Annotated in this window: 13 protein-coding genes; 4 read left to right on the top strand and 9 right to left on the bottom strand. The window is 67.6% G+C overall.

The annotated features are described in order from the left end of the window. Positions 1–78: 78 nt before the first annotated feature. Both ACFK0J_RS01215 and ACFK0J_RS01210 read right to left on the bottom strand, forming a co-directional pair. On the bottom strand, positions 79–825 hold the full coding sequence (locus ACFK0J_RS01215; RefSeq protein WP_378735717.1) for a lysophospholipid acyltransferase family protein: 747 nt from the start codon (positions 823–825) through the stop codon (positions 79–81). Between the two features lie 15 nt (positions 826–840). Next, the gene (locus ACFK0J_RS01210) at positions 841–1,587 is read right to left on the bottom strand and encodes a lysophospholipid acyltransferase family protein (protein WP_378735716.1); all 747 of its coding nucleotides are present in this window, start codon (positions 1,585–1,587) and stop codon (positions 841–843) included. A 121-nt stretch (positions 1,588–1,708) separates the two neighbouring features. Between ACFK0J_RS01210 and ACFK0J_RS01205 the strand changes: the two genes are divergently transcribed. Next, on the top strand, positions 1,709–2,656 hold the full coding sequence (locus ACFK0J_RS01205; protein WP_378735715.1) for a hypothetical protein: 948 nt from the start codon (positions 1,709–1,711) through the stop codon (positions 2,654–2,656). Positions 2,657–2,698: 42 nt separating this feature from the next. Next, complete coding sequence (locus tag ACFK0J_RS01200; protein ID WP_378735713.1) at positions 2,699–4,237, top strand: Rieske 2Fe-2S domain-containing protein; 1,539 nt, start codon at positions 2,699–2,701, stop codon at positions 4,235–4,237. Between the two features lie 63 nt (positions 4,238–4,300). Here the strand turns inward: ACFK0J_RS01200 and ACFK0J_RS01195 are convergent, their stop codons facing one another. The 4 genes from ACFK0J_RS01195 to ACFK0J_RS01180 all read right to left on the bottom strand — a co-directional run bounded on the left by ACFK0J_RS01195 (position 4,301) and on the right by ACFK0J_RS01180 (position 8,506). Next, complete coding sequence (locus ACFK0J_RS01195; RefSeq protein WP_378735711.1) at positions 4,301–4,639, bottom strand: calmodulin; 339 nt, start codon at positions 4,637–4,639, stop codon at positions 4,301–4,303. Between the two features lie 193 nt (positions 4,640–4,832). Further along, positions 4,833–5,822, bottom strand: coding sequence for a MauE/DoxX family redox-associated membrane protein (locus ACFK0J_RS01190; protein ID WP_378735709.1), 990 nt, complete (start codon positions 5,820–5,822; stop codon positions 4,833–4,835). Between the two features lie 174 nt (positions 5,823–5,996). After that, entirely contained in the window at positions 5,997–6,953 is a 957-nt protein-coding gene (locus ACFK0J_RS01185) for a DMT family transporter (RefSeq protein WP_378735707.1), read from the bottom strand. Between the two features lie 299 nt (positions 6,954–7,252). Beyond that, positions 7,253–8,506, bottom strand: a complete 1,254-nt coding sequence (locus ACFK0J_RS01180; RefSeq protein ID WP_378735705.1) for an oxygenase MpaB family protein — start codon at positions 8,504–8,506, stop codon at positions 7,253–7,255. A gap of 113 nt (positions 8,507–8,619) precedes the next feature. Here ACFK0J_RS01180 and ACFK0J_RS01175 point away from each other — a divergent pair, with 113 nt between their 5' ends. Next, positions 8,620–9,264 carry a TetR/AcrR family transcriptional regulator gene (locus ACFK0J_RS01175; RefSeq protein ID WP_378735702.1) on the top strand — a complete coding sequence of 215 codons (645 nt, stop codon included), beginning with the start codon at positions 8,620–8,622 and terminating at the stop codon, positions 9,262–9,264. 700 nt (positions 9,265–9,964) lie between these two features. Here the strand turns inward: ACFK0J_RS01175 and ACFK0J_RS01170 are convergent. The 3 genes from ACFK0J_RS01170 to serS all read right to left on the bottom strand — a co-directional run bounded on the left by ACFK0J_RS01170 (position 9,965) and on the right by serS (position 14,864). Continuing rightward, a complete protein-coding gene (locus ACFK0J_RS01170) occupies positions 9,965–11,350 on the bottom strand; it encodes an MFS transporter (RefSeq protein WP_378735700.1) in 1,386 nt (461 codons plus the stop codon). A gap of 145 nt (positions 11,351–11,495) precedes the next feature. After that, positions 11,496–13,361 (bottom strand): putative bifunctional diguanylate cyclase/phosphodiesterase, encoded by a 1,866-nt coding sequence (locus ACFK0J_RS01165; RefSeq protein ID WP_378735698.1) that lies wholly within the window; start codon positions 13,359–13,361, stop codon positions 11,496–11,498. Positions 13,362–13,601: 240 nt separating this feature from the next. Next, a complete protein-coding gene (gene serS / locus ACFK0J_RS01160) occupies positions 13,602–14,864 on the bottom strand; it encodes a serine--tRNA ligase (protein WP_378735696.1) in 1,263 nt (420 codons plus the stop codon). Between the two features lie 192 nt (positions 14,865–15,056). On the opposite strand from serS, the gene ACFK0J_RS01155 reads away from it, so the two are divergent. Further along, complete coding sequence (locus ACFK0J_RS01155; protein WP_378735694.1) at positions 15,057–16,757, top strand: aldehyde dehydrogenase family protein; 1,701 nt, start codon at positions 15,057–15,059, stop codon at positions 16,755–16,757. The last annotated feature ends 51 nt before the right edge of the window (positions 16,758–16,808 follow it).

The raw sequence follows: 16,808 nt of genomic DNA, 5'->3' as shown, positions 1-16,808 counted from the left end.
GAGTGGCACACCACGGCGGAACCATCTCGGGCCGATGCCGCAGCCATGTGCCACTCACGGCTGAGTGACGGTGCGTGCCTAGGGGTGCTGGCGTTTGGCTCGGCGCCGGGCCAGCTCTTCCTGTTCCAGGATGGCGGCTTCGGCGAGAGTGGGCGCGGTGCCGCCGAGGCGGGCGGGGACCCAGCGGGCGCCGGGTTCCATGGGGTAGTCCTGCTGGGCCTGGGCGAGGAGGTCGCTCATATGGGTGCGCAGGGTGGCGGTGAGGGCGTCAGGGGGTTCGGCGGGTGGGATGGGTTCGCCGATGCGGATGTTGATCGGGAACTTGTGGCGGCCGAGCTTTTTCGGGATGTCCTTGGTCCAGACGCGGTGGGCGCCCCAGATAACCACGGGAATGATCGGCACACCGGCCTCGATCGCCATGCGGGCGGCACCCGACTTGAATTCCTTCAGCTCGAAGCTGCGGCTGATGGTCGCTTCGGGATAGACAACGACGAGTTCGCCGTCGCGCAGCGCTCGCACCGCGCGACTATAGGATTCGGCACCCGCGGTGCGATCCACCCCGATTGCCTTGCAGTGCTTCATCAGAAAGCCGACGATGCCGTGCTCGAGCTCGGCCTTCATCATGTATCGGACATTGCGACCGGACCTGCGCCCGACCAGTCCGACCTCCATGAAGTCCAGGTACGCGGTGTGGTTCACGGCCAGCACCGCGCCGCCGGAGCGCGGGATCCGGTGCTGGCCCGCGATATCGATCCGCAGTCCTTGCACCAGGAAAATGGTGCGGACCAAGCCGGTGAGAATGTCGTAAACCGGTTCCCGCGCCATTCGAACTCTCCGCTACTACGTGGCCGTCTTCTTTCGCGCGGCCTTTTCCGCGGCCTCGGCGGCGTCGAGCGCGTCGGCCTCCTCCAGGGTAGGAGCGCTGCCACCGAGGCGGGCCGGTACCCAATACGCGCCTGGCTCGTGCACGTAGTCCTGCTGCAAGTCCAGCAGCATTTCCTGCATGGTCGAGCGCAGCTTGGCGGTCAACTCCGACGGTGGTTCGAACGGCTGGATCGGCTCGCCGACCGCGATGGAGATCGGAGTGTTGGTGCGACCCAGACGCTTCGGGAAACCCTTGGTCCACACGCGTTGCGCGCCCCAGATGACGATCGGGATGATCGGCACGTCCGCCTCGATCGCCATGCGCGCCGCGCCGGATTTGAATTCCTTGATCTCGAAGCTGCGACTGATGGTCGCCTCGGGGTACACGCCGACGAGCTCACCGCGCCGCAGGTACTCGACCGCCGCCCGGTAGGAGTCGGCGCCCGCACTCCGGTCGACCGGAATGTGCTTGAGCGCGCGCATGATCGGGCCAGAAATCTTGTCGTCGAAGACTTCCTTCTTGGCCATGAACCGGATGTAGCGCTTGGGGGTGCGCACCGGTAGACCCGCATAGGTGAAGTCCATATACCCGGTGTGGTTGACCGCGATGACGGCACCACCCCGCGCGGGGATATGTTCATCGCCCTTGACGGTGAACTTCAGACCTTCGACGAAGAAGACGGCTCGGGCCAGGCCGATGATCGTCCGGTAGACGGGTTCCACAATTCCGCTAGCGTAGTCGCTGACTGTCCCATCCGGCAGTGCGCCGCCGGTTTGTGCGCCACACCGGGCGCGGGACGGCCCGATCGGACCGCCCAACGCTGTAGAGAAGAGGCTCGTCGAAGTGGAACGCCCCCGTCCGAAACCGCGTGGCCGCGACCGGAAAACGCCGCGGGATCGTCATCGGGCAGCAGAGCTCGGCCGGACAACGCCGGACTCGGACGAACAGACGATTCGTGGTACGCGATCGGCCCGGCGCGCACTGATCGGCGGCGTTGCCGTGATCGGCGCTTTCGCCCTCGCCGGTTGCGACTCCGCGGTCGGCATCCCGAACGACGAACCGGTGCGGGCCACGGCCGCGATCAAGACGCCACCCGCCGCTGTCCCGACCACTCCGGACAGTGCGACGTCGTCGGCCGCCGCACCCCCGACCGGCGTCGTCGCCGAGCTGCCCGCCGCCGTGCAGCGCTGGGCCGACGACCTGAAGACCAGCACCATCACTCAACTCCAGGCCAAGTGCTGGACCATCGCGCCGCGGAACGTGGCCGAGATGTACAGCGACGAACAAGCCATTCTGGCCACCCTCGCCCAGCCGGGCACCGCCACGCAGGACAGCGTCACCTGGAAGAGCCGGACCACCACGGTCGCTGTCGAGCGCACCGCCCTGGACACCGGCTACGCGTGCCCCCGAGTAGCGTCGGCGGGCGCCGAGATCGAGTACAACGAGGCCGACGCCAGACACACCGTGCGCCGCTACCTGGCCAGGTTCGTCGGCACGCCACTCGATGCGGCCGACAAAGAAGGCACCTACCCCCTGGTCTGCAAGCCGTCGCCGGCGACCTGGGATCCCACCGGCACCGGCAAGGCGATCCCCGCCCCACTCGCCAACAACCCGGGCAAGCTGACCGGTGCCACCGCATTCGCCGATCAGGAAATCCGTTCCGAACGGTTGCGCGCGGACTACGTCGCGGTCAAGGTCCCGGTGACCAACTCGTCGGGAGTGACCCAGACCCGCACCTTCACCCTGACCGCCGGGGCACAGGGCTACTGCATCGGCGACGTTTCCGCCTAACAACTACCCTGGATGGCTGGTAACGGTCAGGAGGAGCAGCTCGTGCAGATCACCAGCGTCGGACACGCCGGATTCCACATCCGCACCGCGGCCGGGACGATCCTTTGCGATCCCTGGGTGAACCCCGCGTACTTCGGTTCGTGGTTCCCGTTCCCCGACAACACCCAGCTGGACTGGGACGAGCTGGGCAATTGCGACTTCCTGTACGTCTCGCACCTGCACCGCGACCACTTCGACGCGGTGAACCTGGCCGAGCACGTCAACAAGGACGCGACGGTGCTGCTGCCGGACTACCCGGTGCCGGATCTGAAGCGGGAGCTGGAGCAGCTCGGTTTCCACAAGTTCTTCGAGACCGAGGACTCGGTCAAGCACACCATCACCGGTCGGGGCGCCGAGCTCGACATCATGATCATCGCGTTACGCGCGCCCGCCGACGGGCCGATCGGCGACTCCGGCCTGGTCGTCTCCGACGGGGAGACCACCTGTTTCAACATGAACGACGCCCGCCCGGTGGACATGGATGTGCTGCACGACGCGTTCGGCCACATCGACATCCATCTGCTGCAGTACTCGGGCGCGATCTGGTACCCGATGGTCTATGACATCCCGAGCCGGACCAAGTCGAACTTCGGTAAGCAGAAGCGGCAGCGCGGGATGGACCGGTGCCGTAGTTATATCGAGCAGGTCGGGGCCACCTGGGTGGTGCCGTCGGCGGGACCGCCGGTGTTCCTCGACGACGAGCTGCGCTACCTCAACGACGATCACGGCGACGAGGGCAACATCTTCCCGGACCAGATGGTGTTCCTGGAACAGATGAAGATCCACGGCAACGAGGGCGGGATCCTGATGATCCCCGGTTCGGTCGCCGACCTGCGTGGTGGTGAACTGACGCTGACCCATCCATTCGAGCCGGGCTTGATCTACGACAACAAGGCCGAGTACATCGAGCGGATGGCGCAGCGGATGGCGCCGGTGCTGGCGGCCGAAAAGGCCTCCTGGGCAACGGGTGACGAGCCGCTGCTGGAACCGCTGAAGGCGCTGTTCGAGCCGATCATGGCGCAGAGCGATCTGATCTGCGACGGCATCGGCTACCCGGTCGGCCTGGTACTCGGCGAGGAGACCGTGGTGCTCGACTTCCCCAAGCGGGTGGTGCGCGGGCCCATCGAGGGAGAAGGCAAGTACCGCTACGGTTTCCGGATCGCGCCCGAATTGGTGCGCACCGTGCTGCGGGACAACGAACCCGACTGGGTGAACACGATCTTCCTGTCCACCCGTTTCCAGGCGTGGCGGATCGGCGGTTACAACGAATTCCTCTACACGTTCTTCAAATGCCTCACCGATGAGCGGATCGCGTACGCCGACGGATGGTTCGCCGAGGCGCACGACGATTCCGCGTCGACCGAATTGTCGGGGTGGGAGGTGCAGCGCCGCTGCCCGCACCTCAAGGCGGACTTGTCGAAATTCGGTGTGGTGGAGGGAAACACCCTCACCTGCAATCTGCACGGTTGGCAGTGGGATCTGGAATCCGGCCGCTGCAAAACGTCCAAGGGGCATGAACTGCGCGCCCGCAAGCTGGCCTGACCATCGGCCGGGCCGGTGCATGTTCGGCACCGACCCGGTGTTTCTCTCCCCTATCTCCAGTGGTCAGGCCGTTACCTCCCGGGTGAGCCGGGACGACCACGGGCACCAGAAGCAACCGGGCAGGAATGCGCCACACGCTTCGTCGAGATGGTCCTCGACGTAGGTGATGCTCGCGTCGCAGACCTCGATGGCCATGGTGAAGAAGGTGATGGTTTCCGGGTCCAGATGGAAACTCCAGCCCGGGTTGTAGTCGGCGACCTGCTTGCGGATGCGACCCATGACGTGGATCGACATCTGTTCCTCGCCGGATAGGATCCGGCGCGCTTCCGCGATCCGCGATTCGTTGGTCAATCTGACAACGAATTCCTTGCCGGAGTAATCCGTGAATGCGAAGTCAGCCATGATATTTCACCTCGATGGATCGACCTGATAGAGCCTTGCCATTCGATGATAGCCAGTGGCTATGTATTATTTCTGGCGAAATCGATTGTGCGGCAACATAATTAGCAGACCGCCCCGTATCGTGGGAGAGAAGCGGCCCGGCTCGAGGTAACCGTGGTCGAGTTGCGTACCAGAATCCGGGTTCCGTAGGTAATCAGCGCCGGACAACCGTTTTCGCCCGCACGATCAGCTCGCGGGCGGCGATCGCCCCTCTGGCGACCGGAGCGGCGATCCGGCCCTCGGCATCGATGAGCACCGCCGACGGGGTGCCGCGAACACGGTAGCGCAAGGCCGCCTCGTTGCCCTGTTGCACCAGCACCGGGATATCACCGAGCCGCTGCTCACGTCCCCATTCGGCGTGCTCGGCGGCGTCACCGTTGCCGACCACGACAATCCGCAACACCTGCGCGGTGCGCTCCTGCCACCGGGGCAATTCGCGCGCCAGAGCGGCACACAACTCGCACCCCGGATGGACGAAGACCAACAGCACCTGCCGTCCTTGTGCCAACAGCGACGCCAAACTCGTGCTGCCGCCCGCGGCATCGAACAATTCGAATTCCGGGGCGACCGCGCCGACCGGCAAGCCCTCCGCGCCGAGCGTGGACAGTGCTTGTTCGTCGACCCGCCTGCGCAGCGCACGCACCTCGCCCCGCACCCATACCAGCAGTGCGACCAGCACGGCCGCCACCACCGACCAGACCGCGTCGTCGGTGGGCAGCACGCCCGGCACCTGCGGGTAAGCAACCGCACCCCACGCGACCGATGCCGCGAGGACGAGCAAGATTCCATTGCGCACCACCGTCCACGTCCCGATCGGCGTCGCACTCATCGCACCGAAACACGAACAAGCCGGGCGTTCCCCTCGTCGCAACAACCGCACCACCGCCGCCGTGAACACGACCAACAGCAGCATCGCCAGTAGCGCCCCCGGCAGGGCCGTCCACGGCGCCAGTACGGCAACGCCGACAACAGCCTCGAGCAGCGGCAACCCCCACCCCACCACCGGCACCCACCGAATCGGAACCCCGAACTCCCCCAACGCTTTCCGCGTCCCGATCGGATCCGCCAACTTCCCCCACGCCGACAATCCGAACAGCACGCCGACCACCAGCCGCGAAATCCACACCCCGTATTCGATCAGCATGAGCGCACGATCCCATACGCCCGAACCCCCGAAATGCGAATCGACAGAACTACATCCAGGGCGGGCGAGCGCGGCCGACCGTCGCCCGCATGCGGTCCTTCGACACTGCTTGGCACACCTTATGCCGCGGCTCGATGGGGCGCGGCCGGTCCGGGGGCGGCGAGCAGGTGCTGGTCAGGCGCGTGAGCGAGTGGCTATCGCGACGGCGGCGAGGGTCAGGATGCTGCCCGCTACCGCGGGGGCGGACAAGCCCGCGCTGGTGGGGGCGGCGATGTCCAGGGCGATGGACATCAGGAGTTGGCCTGCTACTGAGGTGAGGCCGAGTAGGAGTACGCCGATCCAGCGGACGGTGATGGCGGCGAGGGCGATGAAGGCGACGCCGATCAGGCCGCCGAGGTAGAGCCAAGGCTGCGTGGGGAATTCGGCGGGCCAGCCGGTGCCGATCAGTACGGCGGCCTCCACCAGGAGCAGTGCGGCGAGGCCGACGCAGAAGTTCACCAGGGTGGCGGACAGGGAGCCGCCCACCGCGCCGACGCGACCGTTGACCGCCTGCTGCCAGGCCAGGCCGATGCCTGCCAGGGCGGGCAGGATGATGAGCAGCGCGGTCGGCGCGCCGCGCAGCGAGTCGGGCACCGACAGGGCGCCGGCCGGTGCGTCCGAACGTCCCGCTCCGGCGAGCAGCACTGCGAGCACGGCGAGAGTGGCACCGCCCAACCGCAGCGCGGTAACCGGTGTGCGGCCATTGGGGGCCAAGCCGAGTCGATCGACCACCAAGCTGCTCAGCAGTTGACCCGCGACCGTGGCGACGGTGAAGGCGGTGACGCCGATCGCGACAACGGTCAACCCCTGGCAGGCGACGAAAAAGGCACCACACAGCCCGCCGAGCAGATGCCACGGGCGGAGCGCGCCCGCAGCCAACGCGCTTCGCACCCGTACCACGCCATCCCGAAGGCGGCTGCTCAGCAAGAACGCGATAACAAGGATCAGCAGACCGGAGCCGAAACTGATGGTGGCGGCGGCGATTCCATCATGCAGCCGGGCTCCGAGCGCGCCATTGATCCGGCCCTGCACCGCCACCCCGGCACCGATGCCGAACCCGAACACCAGCCCCCACCTCGCCCGCACGTCCACACCCGGCACCGTACCGTCGCGATCTCGCACCACCGCTCGCGCGCCGCGTCCGACGCGAGTCTCGCAAGCAGAGTTTGCACGGCCGCCGCCCCGCCGCAGCCTTCGGCCGCTGTGTCGTCTCCACACTCGGTACACGGGATGTGCCGCAGCGGGGAACGGTGCGCACCCTCGCCTTGTGGACAGCCCGCAGCACCCGTCCGCCGCGGGGGCAACCCGCACACCCGTTGTGTCAGCTGCACACCAAGTACATGGGGTGTGCGGCAGCGGGAATGGGTGTGCGCATCCGATGCAGGGTCGGGTCAGCCTGCGCGGAGGGCGGGGCGGGTGGCGTAGGTGTCGTGGCGGGCGTAGGTGCGGTCGCCGCCGTTGCGGGCGATGGAGCCGCGGACCAGGCGGGTGCGGATGCGGGCACCGAGGTTCTCGTGGAAGCGGGTGGCGCCGGGGAGGATTCGGCGCGGTAGCTCGAGGACGCCGTTGACCACGGCGGTGGCCATGACCGCGCTCTGGAAGAACCGGCTGTCGGGGAGGCCGAGGAAGTCCGCGTTGCTCGGACCGAGAATGATTCGGCTGTACGCGACCAGGTAGCTGGTGATCACCCGGCGAATCGCGCGCTGCGGCGCGGTGTCGTCGCCGACGAACAGGCCGCCCGCGGCGGGGATGAGGGCTTGGGCCAGGCGCTGGGAGTCCGCGTCGGGGATGAATTCGGTGTCGGCGAGGATCCAGAAGGCGCGCCAGGTGTCGGTCTCGCAGGTCGGCAGGATCTCCGGGTCGACGCCGAGCAGGAACCCGACGTAGCGCCAGAGCTGGAACACCGCGTCCTTCTCCTTGGCCGAGAACTGCAGGCCCAGCGCTTGCGCGCCAACGAGATTCGCCATCGAGAACAGGCCGAGGGTGCCGACAGTGAGCACTTGGTTGACCGGATGGTCCCAGGCCTCGTAGTCCCAGTCGGGGCGCCGGTTCATGCCTGCCCGCACCAGTGCGTGCATCAACCGCACCCGCAGCACGCTCTTGTAGCCGACGGCATTGCGATCCAGGCCGCCGGGTGTCGTCACGTCCAACCACCACTGGGTGGTTTCGGCGAGCCTGCGCGGGGCCATCGCGTCGAGGTCGCCGGTGCCGACCAGGGTCTTGTCCGCCCGAGCGGCGAGATAGCCGCCCATCAGGGCGAACATGCCCATCGCGATGCCACCCCAGACGCTGGTGCGGCCGACGACGCGGGCGCCGCGGTCGATCTTGGCGCGGTCCAGCCAGTACGGGTCCGCCTCCACCTGCTCGAAGAACGCGGTCAGCTCCGGCGGTGCGTCGGGTACGGCGTCGATGCCGCGTTCGACCGCGATCTCGAACATGCGGCGGCCCTCGCCGACGGGGAGTCGCTTGAACATCGCGACCATCTCGTCCGCGAGCGGATCACCGACCCGGGTGAACCGGCGGAACGAATCGCGCTGCGCGGCGGTGCAGCTCAGGTCGCCCGGTGCCAGCACCGGCACGGCGTACTTGAAGGGGAACTCCGTGAACAACTGCGGAGTGGGGAGTTTCTGGTTGTCATGCGCCATTGCACTTCGCCCATCGGATCGAGGTTCGCGGTCGGCTCGACGTCGAGCACATTCTGACAAGACCGTCCCACAAAATCAGATATCTGGCAAGGATGTATGCCAGAATGGCTCGGATGGCTACCACCTCGCGGTCCTACGGCGGCGTACCGATCGAGCAGCGCAGAGCGCGCCGTCGCGCCGCGCTCCTCGACGCCGCGCAGGAAATCATCGGCACCTCGGGTTTCGCCAAGCTGACCGTCTCCGGGCTGTGCACCGAGGCCAAGCTGTCCGAGCGGTACTACTACGAGAGCTTCGGCGACCTCGACACGGTGTTCAGCGAGTTGTTCGATCGGATCGTCGACGAGATCGGCCAGGCGGTGGTCACCGCGTTCGTCACGACACCCGCCGACATCCGCGCCAAGACCAGGGCCGCCATCGCCGCCGCCGTCGACCTGATCGCCGACGACCCACGCAAGGCACGCATCGTCACCGTCGAAGCGCAACTGAACCCCGCGCTGCTGATGCGCCGAGCCGAAGTGATGCGCTCCTTCGCGGGCATCATGATGGCGGTATGCGCCGACGAGGTGGGTGCCGACCTCGTCGAAAGTGCCGGTGACCAAGCCGAATTCGCCGCAACCCACCTCCTCGGCGGCCTCTGGGAAACCACCAACAGCTGGCTGACAGGCACCCTCCCCATCACCCGCAGCACCCTCATCAACCGCTCCACCGACCAATTCCTACTCACCGCAAGCCATCTCATCGGCACCCCCCTCGCCTAACCCCGCCCCGCCCCTCGAACGGGACAAGACCAAGACATCAGCCGAGTAACCCCACCACCATGCCCCGCCCGACGAGCAACCCAGCCACCCTGGGCGTGCCAACGGGACAACACTGCGACATCGGCCGAGAAACGCCTCCGCCATGTCCCATTCGACAAACGACCCAGCCACCCTGGGCGTGCGAACGGGACATCACTGCGGCGTTGGCCGAGAAACGGCTCCGCCATGTCCCATTCGACAAGCGACCCAGCCGCCGTGGCCGCGCCAACGGGACAACACTGCGACATCGACCGAGAAACGCCTCCGCCATGACCCGCTCGACAAATGACCCGACCCCCTGGCCGTTCCACGACATGGAGGCGATTTACGGAGCCCACGGCTAACGGACGTCGCTGCGGCGTTGGCCGAGAACCGACTCCGTCAAGTCCCGCTCGGCGAGCGACCCAGCCGCCCGGCGCGTGCCAACGGGACAACACTGCGGCATCGGCCGAGAAACGCCTCCGCCATGTCCCGCTCGGCAAACGACCCAGCCGCCCTGGCCGCGCCAACGGGACATCACTGCGGCATCGGCCGAGAAGTGGCTCCATGGTGTCCCGTTCGGCCGGTGGGACGGCTGGGTCGGCCGGTGGGACGGTTGGGTTGGTTTGGGCGGTGGGGATCGGGGGCTGGGGTGGTTTGGTCGGGGGTGGGCGGGGCGTTGTTACTTCTGGTCCATTGGATCGGTGGCTCTGGGGGGTAGCCAAGATGGGGTTAATAGGGCGATTGGGAGCATGGTGGCGCCTAGTAGGGCGAGGAGGGTGGGCATCGAACACCAGAGGGTGGCGAGGGCGGCGAAGGCGAATACGGCTAGGGAGACGACCTCGCCGAGTAGGCCGGATACCGAGGTGACGGTGGCTCGGGCGGGGCCCTCGATCGCGTCCTGGAGGCGGGCTCCGGCGACTACGCCAGCGTTGTAGACGATTCCGTAGGAGATGCCGATCGCGGTGAATCCGAGGGTGGTGAGCACGTAGACGGCGCTGGGACGGTGTGCGGCTAGACCTGCGATCAGGGCACCGCTGAGGAACAGGATCGCGCCGATGCCGACGGCGATCGCCATGGTGCGACCGGACATGCTCTCGGTGCGCCCGGCCAGCACCGAGCCCGCCAGGGAGCCGAGCACGGTCAGGCCGACGAGCAGCGGCACCACCGCCGTCGCCACGCCTACCGACTCGGCGAGCAGCGCGAAGTATTCGTCGAAGGCCGTGATGCCGAACAGCAACGCACCGAGCAACACCCCATTGCGTACCGCGCGCACTCGAATCGATTCCGCAACACCGGTTTTCAACATGCTGAGGTATCGCGCGACCGGGCCGGACGTGGCCGCCGGGCCGGAGTGGTCCCTCAACTGGCCATGGAAACCGGCGGATAGTGCGGTGTCGTCGGCGTCGTCACACACCGAGACGGCTTCTCGCGACATGGCCGAGGTGCTGACTCCGGCAGCTTCGGGCCCCATCGGCAGGACCGAATCACCCTCCCCCGCACCGTCTTCCAACTCTTCGATGTCGACGGCGGACACAGCCTTCGGCGCACTGGGCAGCGACATCGCGATCACCGTGTGCAAAGCGGCGAAACCCACACTGGCCCAACCGATCAGCGCGTACCCACCCCAGAGGTACAGCGGCGTACCGGCAACGATGCCGACGACGATGGCGGTTTCCGACGCGGCCCGGGTGTAGCCGAGGATGCGGGCGTAGGCTGCCCGCTCACCGCGGGCGACAAGGTCGTCGTAAAGCAGCGCCTCGAACGTGCCGGACACCAAAGCGCCTGCCGTACCCCACAGTACGAATCCGAGGGCGAAGCCGAGATAGGTCGGGACAAGCGTCCACAGCGCGAACCCGCCCGTCAGCAGAACACCACTGAGAATCAGCAGAGCGCGCCGCGACACCGTGTCCGCCCACGCCCCGGACGGCACCTCGAGCAGGAACGCGGTCGTCGACCAGATCGCGAACAGCGACGAAATCTGCCCGGTGCTCAGCCCGTGATCGGCGAACAGCAGGGAGTAGAGCCCGTAGAACGGAATCAGGTCGCCGATGCTCTTGAAGAGCACCGCGCGAACCGTGAGGGACCGCAGCGAGTGAACTGTGCCGGTGTTACCCGTCAGCCGGGTGAACAGCCGTCTGACAGATCAATAGGCGTAGATGAGCAAGCGCATGTGGATCAGCATGCGCAGCCGCGCGGGCCGCGTCAAGCGTTTATCCGAGCGGCAGCCAGCCGTTTGCGGCGTGCCTGGAATCTCCGTCGTCGAGCTCCCGGTCCGCGGCGCCTGGGCCGACCCGGCCGTGGTTCTCGTTGAGGTCGCTGATCAGGTCCGCGACCGGGTGCGAGTCGCTGTAGTGGTAACCCTGGGCGAGGGCGAAGCCGAGCTCGGTGAGCACCGCGGCCTGGTACTCGGTTTCCACGCCCTCGGCGATCACTTGGAGGTCGAGCGCGCTGCTCAACGCCGCGATCACGCCGAGCAGCGGCGGTGCCGGGGAGTCGGAGCGGATCGCGGCGACGAAGGACTGGTCGACCTTGAGGATGTCGCTCGGCAGCGTGGCCAGCCTGCTGAGCGAGGAGTAGCCGGTGCCGAAGTCGTCGATGGCGATGCGCACGCCTCGGTCGCGCAGCGTGTGCAGGTTCGCGATGGCGGTGTGCGATTCGGCGGCCAGTTCGCTCTCGGTCACCTCGAGTACCAGTTGTTCGGCCGGCCAGCCGGTGCTGGCGAGGATGTTCGCGACCCGGTCGGCGTAGCCCGCTTCGGCCAGTTCCAAGCCGCTGACGTTGACGTTCAGCGTCAGGTCGAGTTGGGCGAAGGTGTCCTGCAGCCGGGCCGCGTCGGCACAGGCCCGCCGCAACACCAGCTCGTCCAGATCGGAGATGAGGTCGTATTCCTCGGCGACCCGGATCAGTCCCTCGGTGGTGACGTCCGGCTGCGCACTCGACGACCAGCGCAGCAGCGCCTCGACCCCCACCGCCTTGCCGCCGCCCTCGCTGAGGCTGACGATCGGCTGGTAGTGCACGTCGAGCAGGCCGCGGTCGATGGCCTCGCGCAACTCCACCGCAAGCGGGAGTTGCCGCGACGACTCGAGCACCGTCCGGTTGCGTCCGGCCTGCTTGGCCCGGTACAGGCCGACGTCCGCGCGACTCACCAGCAGCGAGCCGGATTCGCCTGGCTGCCATGAGGTCACGCCCGCCGAACAGCCGGTGGTGACCGCGGCGCGTAGCTGCTCGGTCAGCAAAATGGCGGCCTGCTCTGTGGTGTTCGGCAACAGCATCGCGAACGCGTCGCCGCCGTAGCGGGCCAGCCGCTGGTCCGGCCCAAGCAGTTTCGACCAGGTGTCGGCCACCCGCTGCAGCACGGCGTCGCCCGCGCGGTGGCCGAGGTGATCGTTGATCTTCTGGAAGCGGTCGAGATCGACCAGCACCAGCGCGAGTCCCTGGCCGGTGCGGGTCGCCTGCTCGATCGCGGAATTGAGCGCGCGATCGAAGCCGCGCCGGTTCAAAAGCCCGGTCAGCACGTCGATGTCGGCTTCGGACGCCATCCTGGTCAGGATGCCGACGACAACGCCGACACCGAAGGTCACGCCGGCCGGGATCAGCCCGGACCACCACGGCAACGCGGGATGCACGGGCCGCGCGGGGAGCACCCACATGCACAGCGCCATGGCGAAGGTGATGTGCGCCGCGGCCTGCGACCAGGCGAAGAACAATGCGGCGTCACAGGCGACGAACACATAGAACGCCGCGAGGCTGATGGCGCCGACGGTGTTCGGGAAGGCGTAGACCGCGATCGTCACCAGCACCGTCGCGATGGCAACGTACCCGTGGTGCACGGAGTGCGGCAGTCGTGGCCCCCAGGCGAGCAGGGTGAGCCCGAGCGTCAGCGCAATCGCCGCAGCCGTGCCGACCAGTGGCCGATTACCTTCGTCGCCCGGGGCGATCGCAGTAATCAGCAGACCCAGCACACCACCCATGACGTAGAACGCCCCGGTGGTCCGAGCCATGACCATAGCTGTCGCCAGCGCCGATGCCGCCCGCACCCGGGTTCGGGTATCGCCGCGCGCCCCGATTCCTCGCACGGGGAATAGCCTAGACACAACAATTCCCGGCGGTTGCCACATCCCGTGAATCCGGCATGGCGAACCGTTAGCTATTCACCAGCGCGAAACATTCGGGTTGCCAACGCGACTTGGCCACGGGTGCCCACATTCGACATTCGCGGGCAGCACCGCACCCTGTCCACAGGCGAACCCCGGGTGCTTCGGACGCGCGGATGTCCGCCCACCGCCGGATGCGGTGCCGGACGAAAAATGCCGGGCCTACTGCGGCGGTGTCAGGACCTCGGTACCGACGAACGGCACCAGCGCGGGGGGCACGCGCACGGACCCGTCGGCCTGCTGATGGTTCTCCAGAATCGCCACGATCCAGCGGGTGGTCGCCAGCGTGCCGTTCAAAGTGGCTGCGATCTGGGGCTTTCCGTTCTCGTCGCGGTAGCGCACGGCGAGGCGGCGGGCCTGGAAGGTGGTGCAGTTCGAGGTCGAGGTGAGTTCCCGGTAGGTCTGCTGGGTCGGCACCCAGGCCTCGCAGTCGAACTTGCGCGCGGCCGAGCTGCCGAGATCGCCCGCGGCGACGTCGATGACCCGATACGGCACCTCGATGGCCGCGAGCATGTCCTGCTCCCAGCCCAGCAGCCGCTTGTGTTCGGCGTCGGCCTGCTCGGGCGTAGTGAAGACGAACATCTCGACCTTGTCGAACTGGTGCACCCGGATGATGCCGCGGGTGTCCTTGCCGTAGCTGCCCGCCTCGCGCCGGAAGCACGACGACCAGCCCGCGTACCGCTTCGGGCCGTTGCTCAGGTCGAGGATCTCGTCCGAGTGGTAACCGGCCAGCGGCACCTCCGAGGTACCGACCAGGTACAGGTCTTCCTCGGCGAGGCGATAGACCTCCGAGGCGTGCTGGCCCAGGAAGCCGGTGCCCGCCATGATCTCCGGGCGCACCAGCACCGGCGGAATCATCATGGTGAAGCCGTTGGCCACCGCTTTCTGCGCCGCCAGCTGCAGCAGACCGAGCTGCAGCAGTGCGCCGTAACCGGTCATGAAGTAGAAGCGGGCGCCCGAGACCTTCGCTCCGCGTTCCATGTCGATCAGGCCGAGCGACTCACCGAGTTCCAGGTGGTCCTTCGGCTCGAAGTCGAATTCCGGTGGCGTGCCGATGGTTTCCAGCACGACATAGTCGGCCTCGCCGCCTGCGGGCGCGCCGTCCTGCACCACGTTCGAGATGGCGCGGTGCGCGGCGTCCAGGTCGGCGTCGGCGGCGCTCTGCGCGGCCTCGGCCTCCTTGACCTTGACCGACATCTCCTGCGCCTGCGCGAGCAGCGCGGAGCGCTCGTCTTTGCTCGCCCTACCGATCAGCTTGCCCATCGCCTTGTGCTCGGCGCGCAGGTTGTCGGCGGTGGCCACCGCCGCGCGGCGGGCCGCGTCCGCCTCTAGCAGGGCGTCGACGAGGGCGGGGTCTTCGCCACGGGCGCGCTGCGAGGCGCGGACCGCCTCGGGGTTGTCCCGCAGGAATCGGAGGTCGATCATGGGCACTCAGCCTAGTGGGCTGGGTCTGACCTGCGGCACTCCCGGGTCCCTCCGTGGTTACGCAGGCTGCCACCGCCGGGCCTGCCGCTCGCGCCGCGGGGTATTGCCGTTTCACGCCGCGGGGCATTGCCGTTTCACGCCGATATCCCAGGATGCGGGCCACGCGGCCGCCAGCGCGCGCATAGTTGGCGTGTGGGTACGACTTTCGACGAATCAGCTATCGACGACGCACTGGCCGAGCTGACCGCGGGCGAGAAGGTGTGGGCCCAGACCCCGCTGCGCCGCCGCCGCGAGCTACTCGACGACATCCACACCCGAACCGGCCGCTTCGCCGGCGACTGGGTGCGGGCCGCGCAGACCATCAAGGGACTGGACGAGGACTCGCCGCTGGTCGGCGAGGAATGGATGTCCGGGCCGCTGGCCGTGCTGCAGGCCACGACCGCGCTTGCCGCGACGTTGACCGCGTTGGAGAACGGGCGCAGCCCACTCGACGGTGTCGCGATGAAGGAGGCGCCCGGCAATCGCGTCGCGGTGCCGATCCTGCCGGTGGACACCTATGACCGGCTGCTGCTCAACGGTTTTCACGGCGAGGTGTGGTTGCGTCCCGGCATCGACGCCGATACCGCGCGGCGCCGGGCCGGGCTCGCTCAGCTCGATCCGAGCGCGACCGGCGGGATCGGCGTGGTGCTCGGGGCGGGCAATATCACCTCGATTCCACCGTTGGACCTGCTGTACGAGCTGTATGCGCACAACCGGGTCGTCGTGCTGAAGCTGAACCCGATCACCGATCCGCTGTTCACGGTGTTCGAGATGGTGTTCGCGCCGTTGTGCCGGCTCGGCGTGCTGCGGATCGTGACGGGTGGCGCGGACACGGGCCGCTACCTGGTGCACCATCCCGACGTCGCGCATGTGCACATGACCGGCAGCGCGCACACCCACGACACGATCGTCTGGGGGCCGGGGCCGGAGGGACTGGAACGGAAGAAAGACAAGCGCCCGCTGCTGAGCAAGCCGATCACCAGCGAGCTCGGCGGTGTGTCGCCGACCATTGTGGTGCCCGGCGACTGGTCCGACGCGGACCTGCGCTTCCAGGCCGAGCACGTGGCGACCCAGCGGCTGCACAACGGCGGCTACAACTGCATCGCCGCGCAGGTGGTGGTGGTGAGCAAGGAATGGGATCGCAAGGACAAGTTTTTTGCCGAGCTGCGCACGGCGCTCACGAACGCGCCGCGACGGGCCGCGTACTACCCGGGCAGCGAATCGCGGGTCGCGGACGCGCTGGCGGCCTATCCCGATGCCGACCAGGTCGGCGCGGGGCGGGTGCTGATCGAGCAGCTGCCGCTCACCGATACACCGTTGTTGCGTACCGAGTACTTCTCGCCGGTGCTCGGGGTGCTCGAACTGCCCTACGAAGGGGGCGAGTTCCTGCAGCGAGCGGTCGATTTCGCGAACGCCGAACTCACCGGAACGCTCGGCGCCAATGTGCTCGCCCATCCGAAAACCATCCGCAGGCTCGGCATCGCCTTCGACCGCGCCATAGAGCGGCTGCGCTACGGCGCGATCGCGGTGAACGCGTGGACCGGACTCGCCTTCCTGGCCCCGCGCGCCGCGTGGGGCGCGTTCCCCGGCCACACCCTCGACGACGTGCAGAGCGGAATCGGCGTGGTGCACAACGCTTTCCTGCTCGCCGATGTGGAGCGCACGGTGGTGCACGGACCGTTCCGGCCCGCGCCGCGCTCGGTGCTGCACGGCGAGCCGGCATTGTCGCCGAAGCCGCCGTGGTTCGTCGGCAATGCCGCCGCGGCGACGACCGCACGCAAGCTGACCGAGTTCTACGCGAGCCGCAATCCGGTCCGGATCCCCGGCATCTTCCTCTCGGCGTTCCGCGGTTAGCCGCACGGTCCCGGCGAAAACGGCAGGTCGGAACGGGTCGTGGCACCGCGG

Source organism: Nocardia brasiliensis, from assembly GCF_042691675.1.
GTDB classification, from domain to species: Bacteria; Actinomycetota; Actinomycetes; order Mycobacteriales; family Mycobacteriaceae; genus Nocardia; species Nocardia brasiliensis_D.
Note: the sequence above shows the minus strand (reverse complement) of the source record. Positions and strands in the feature narration are given on the sequence as shown.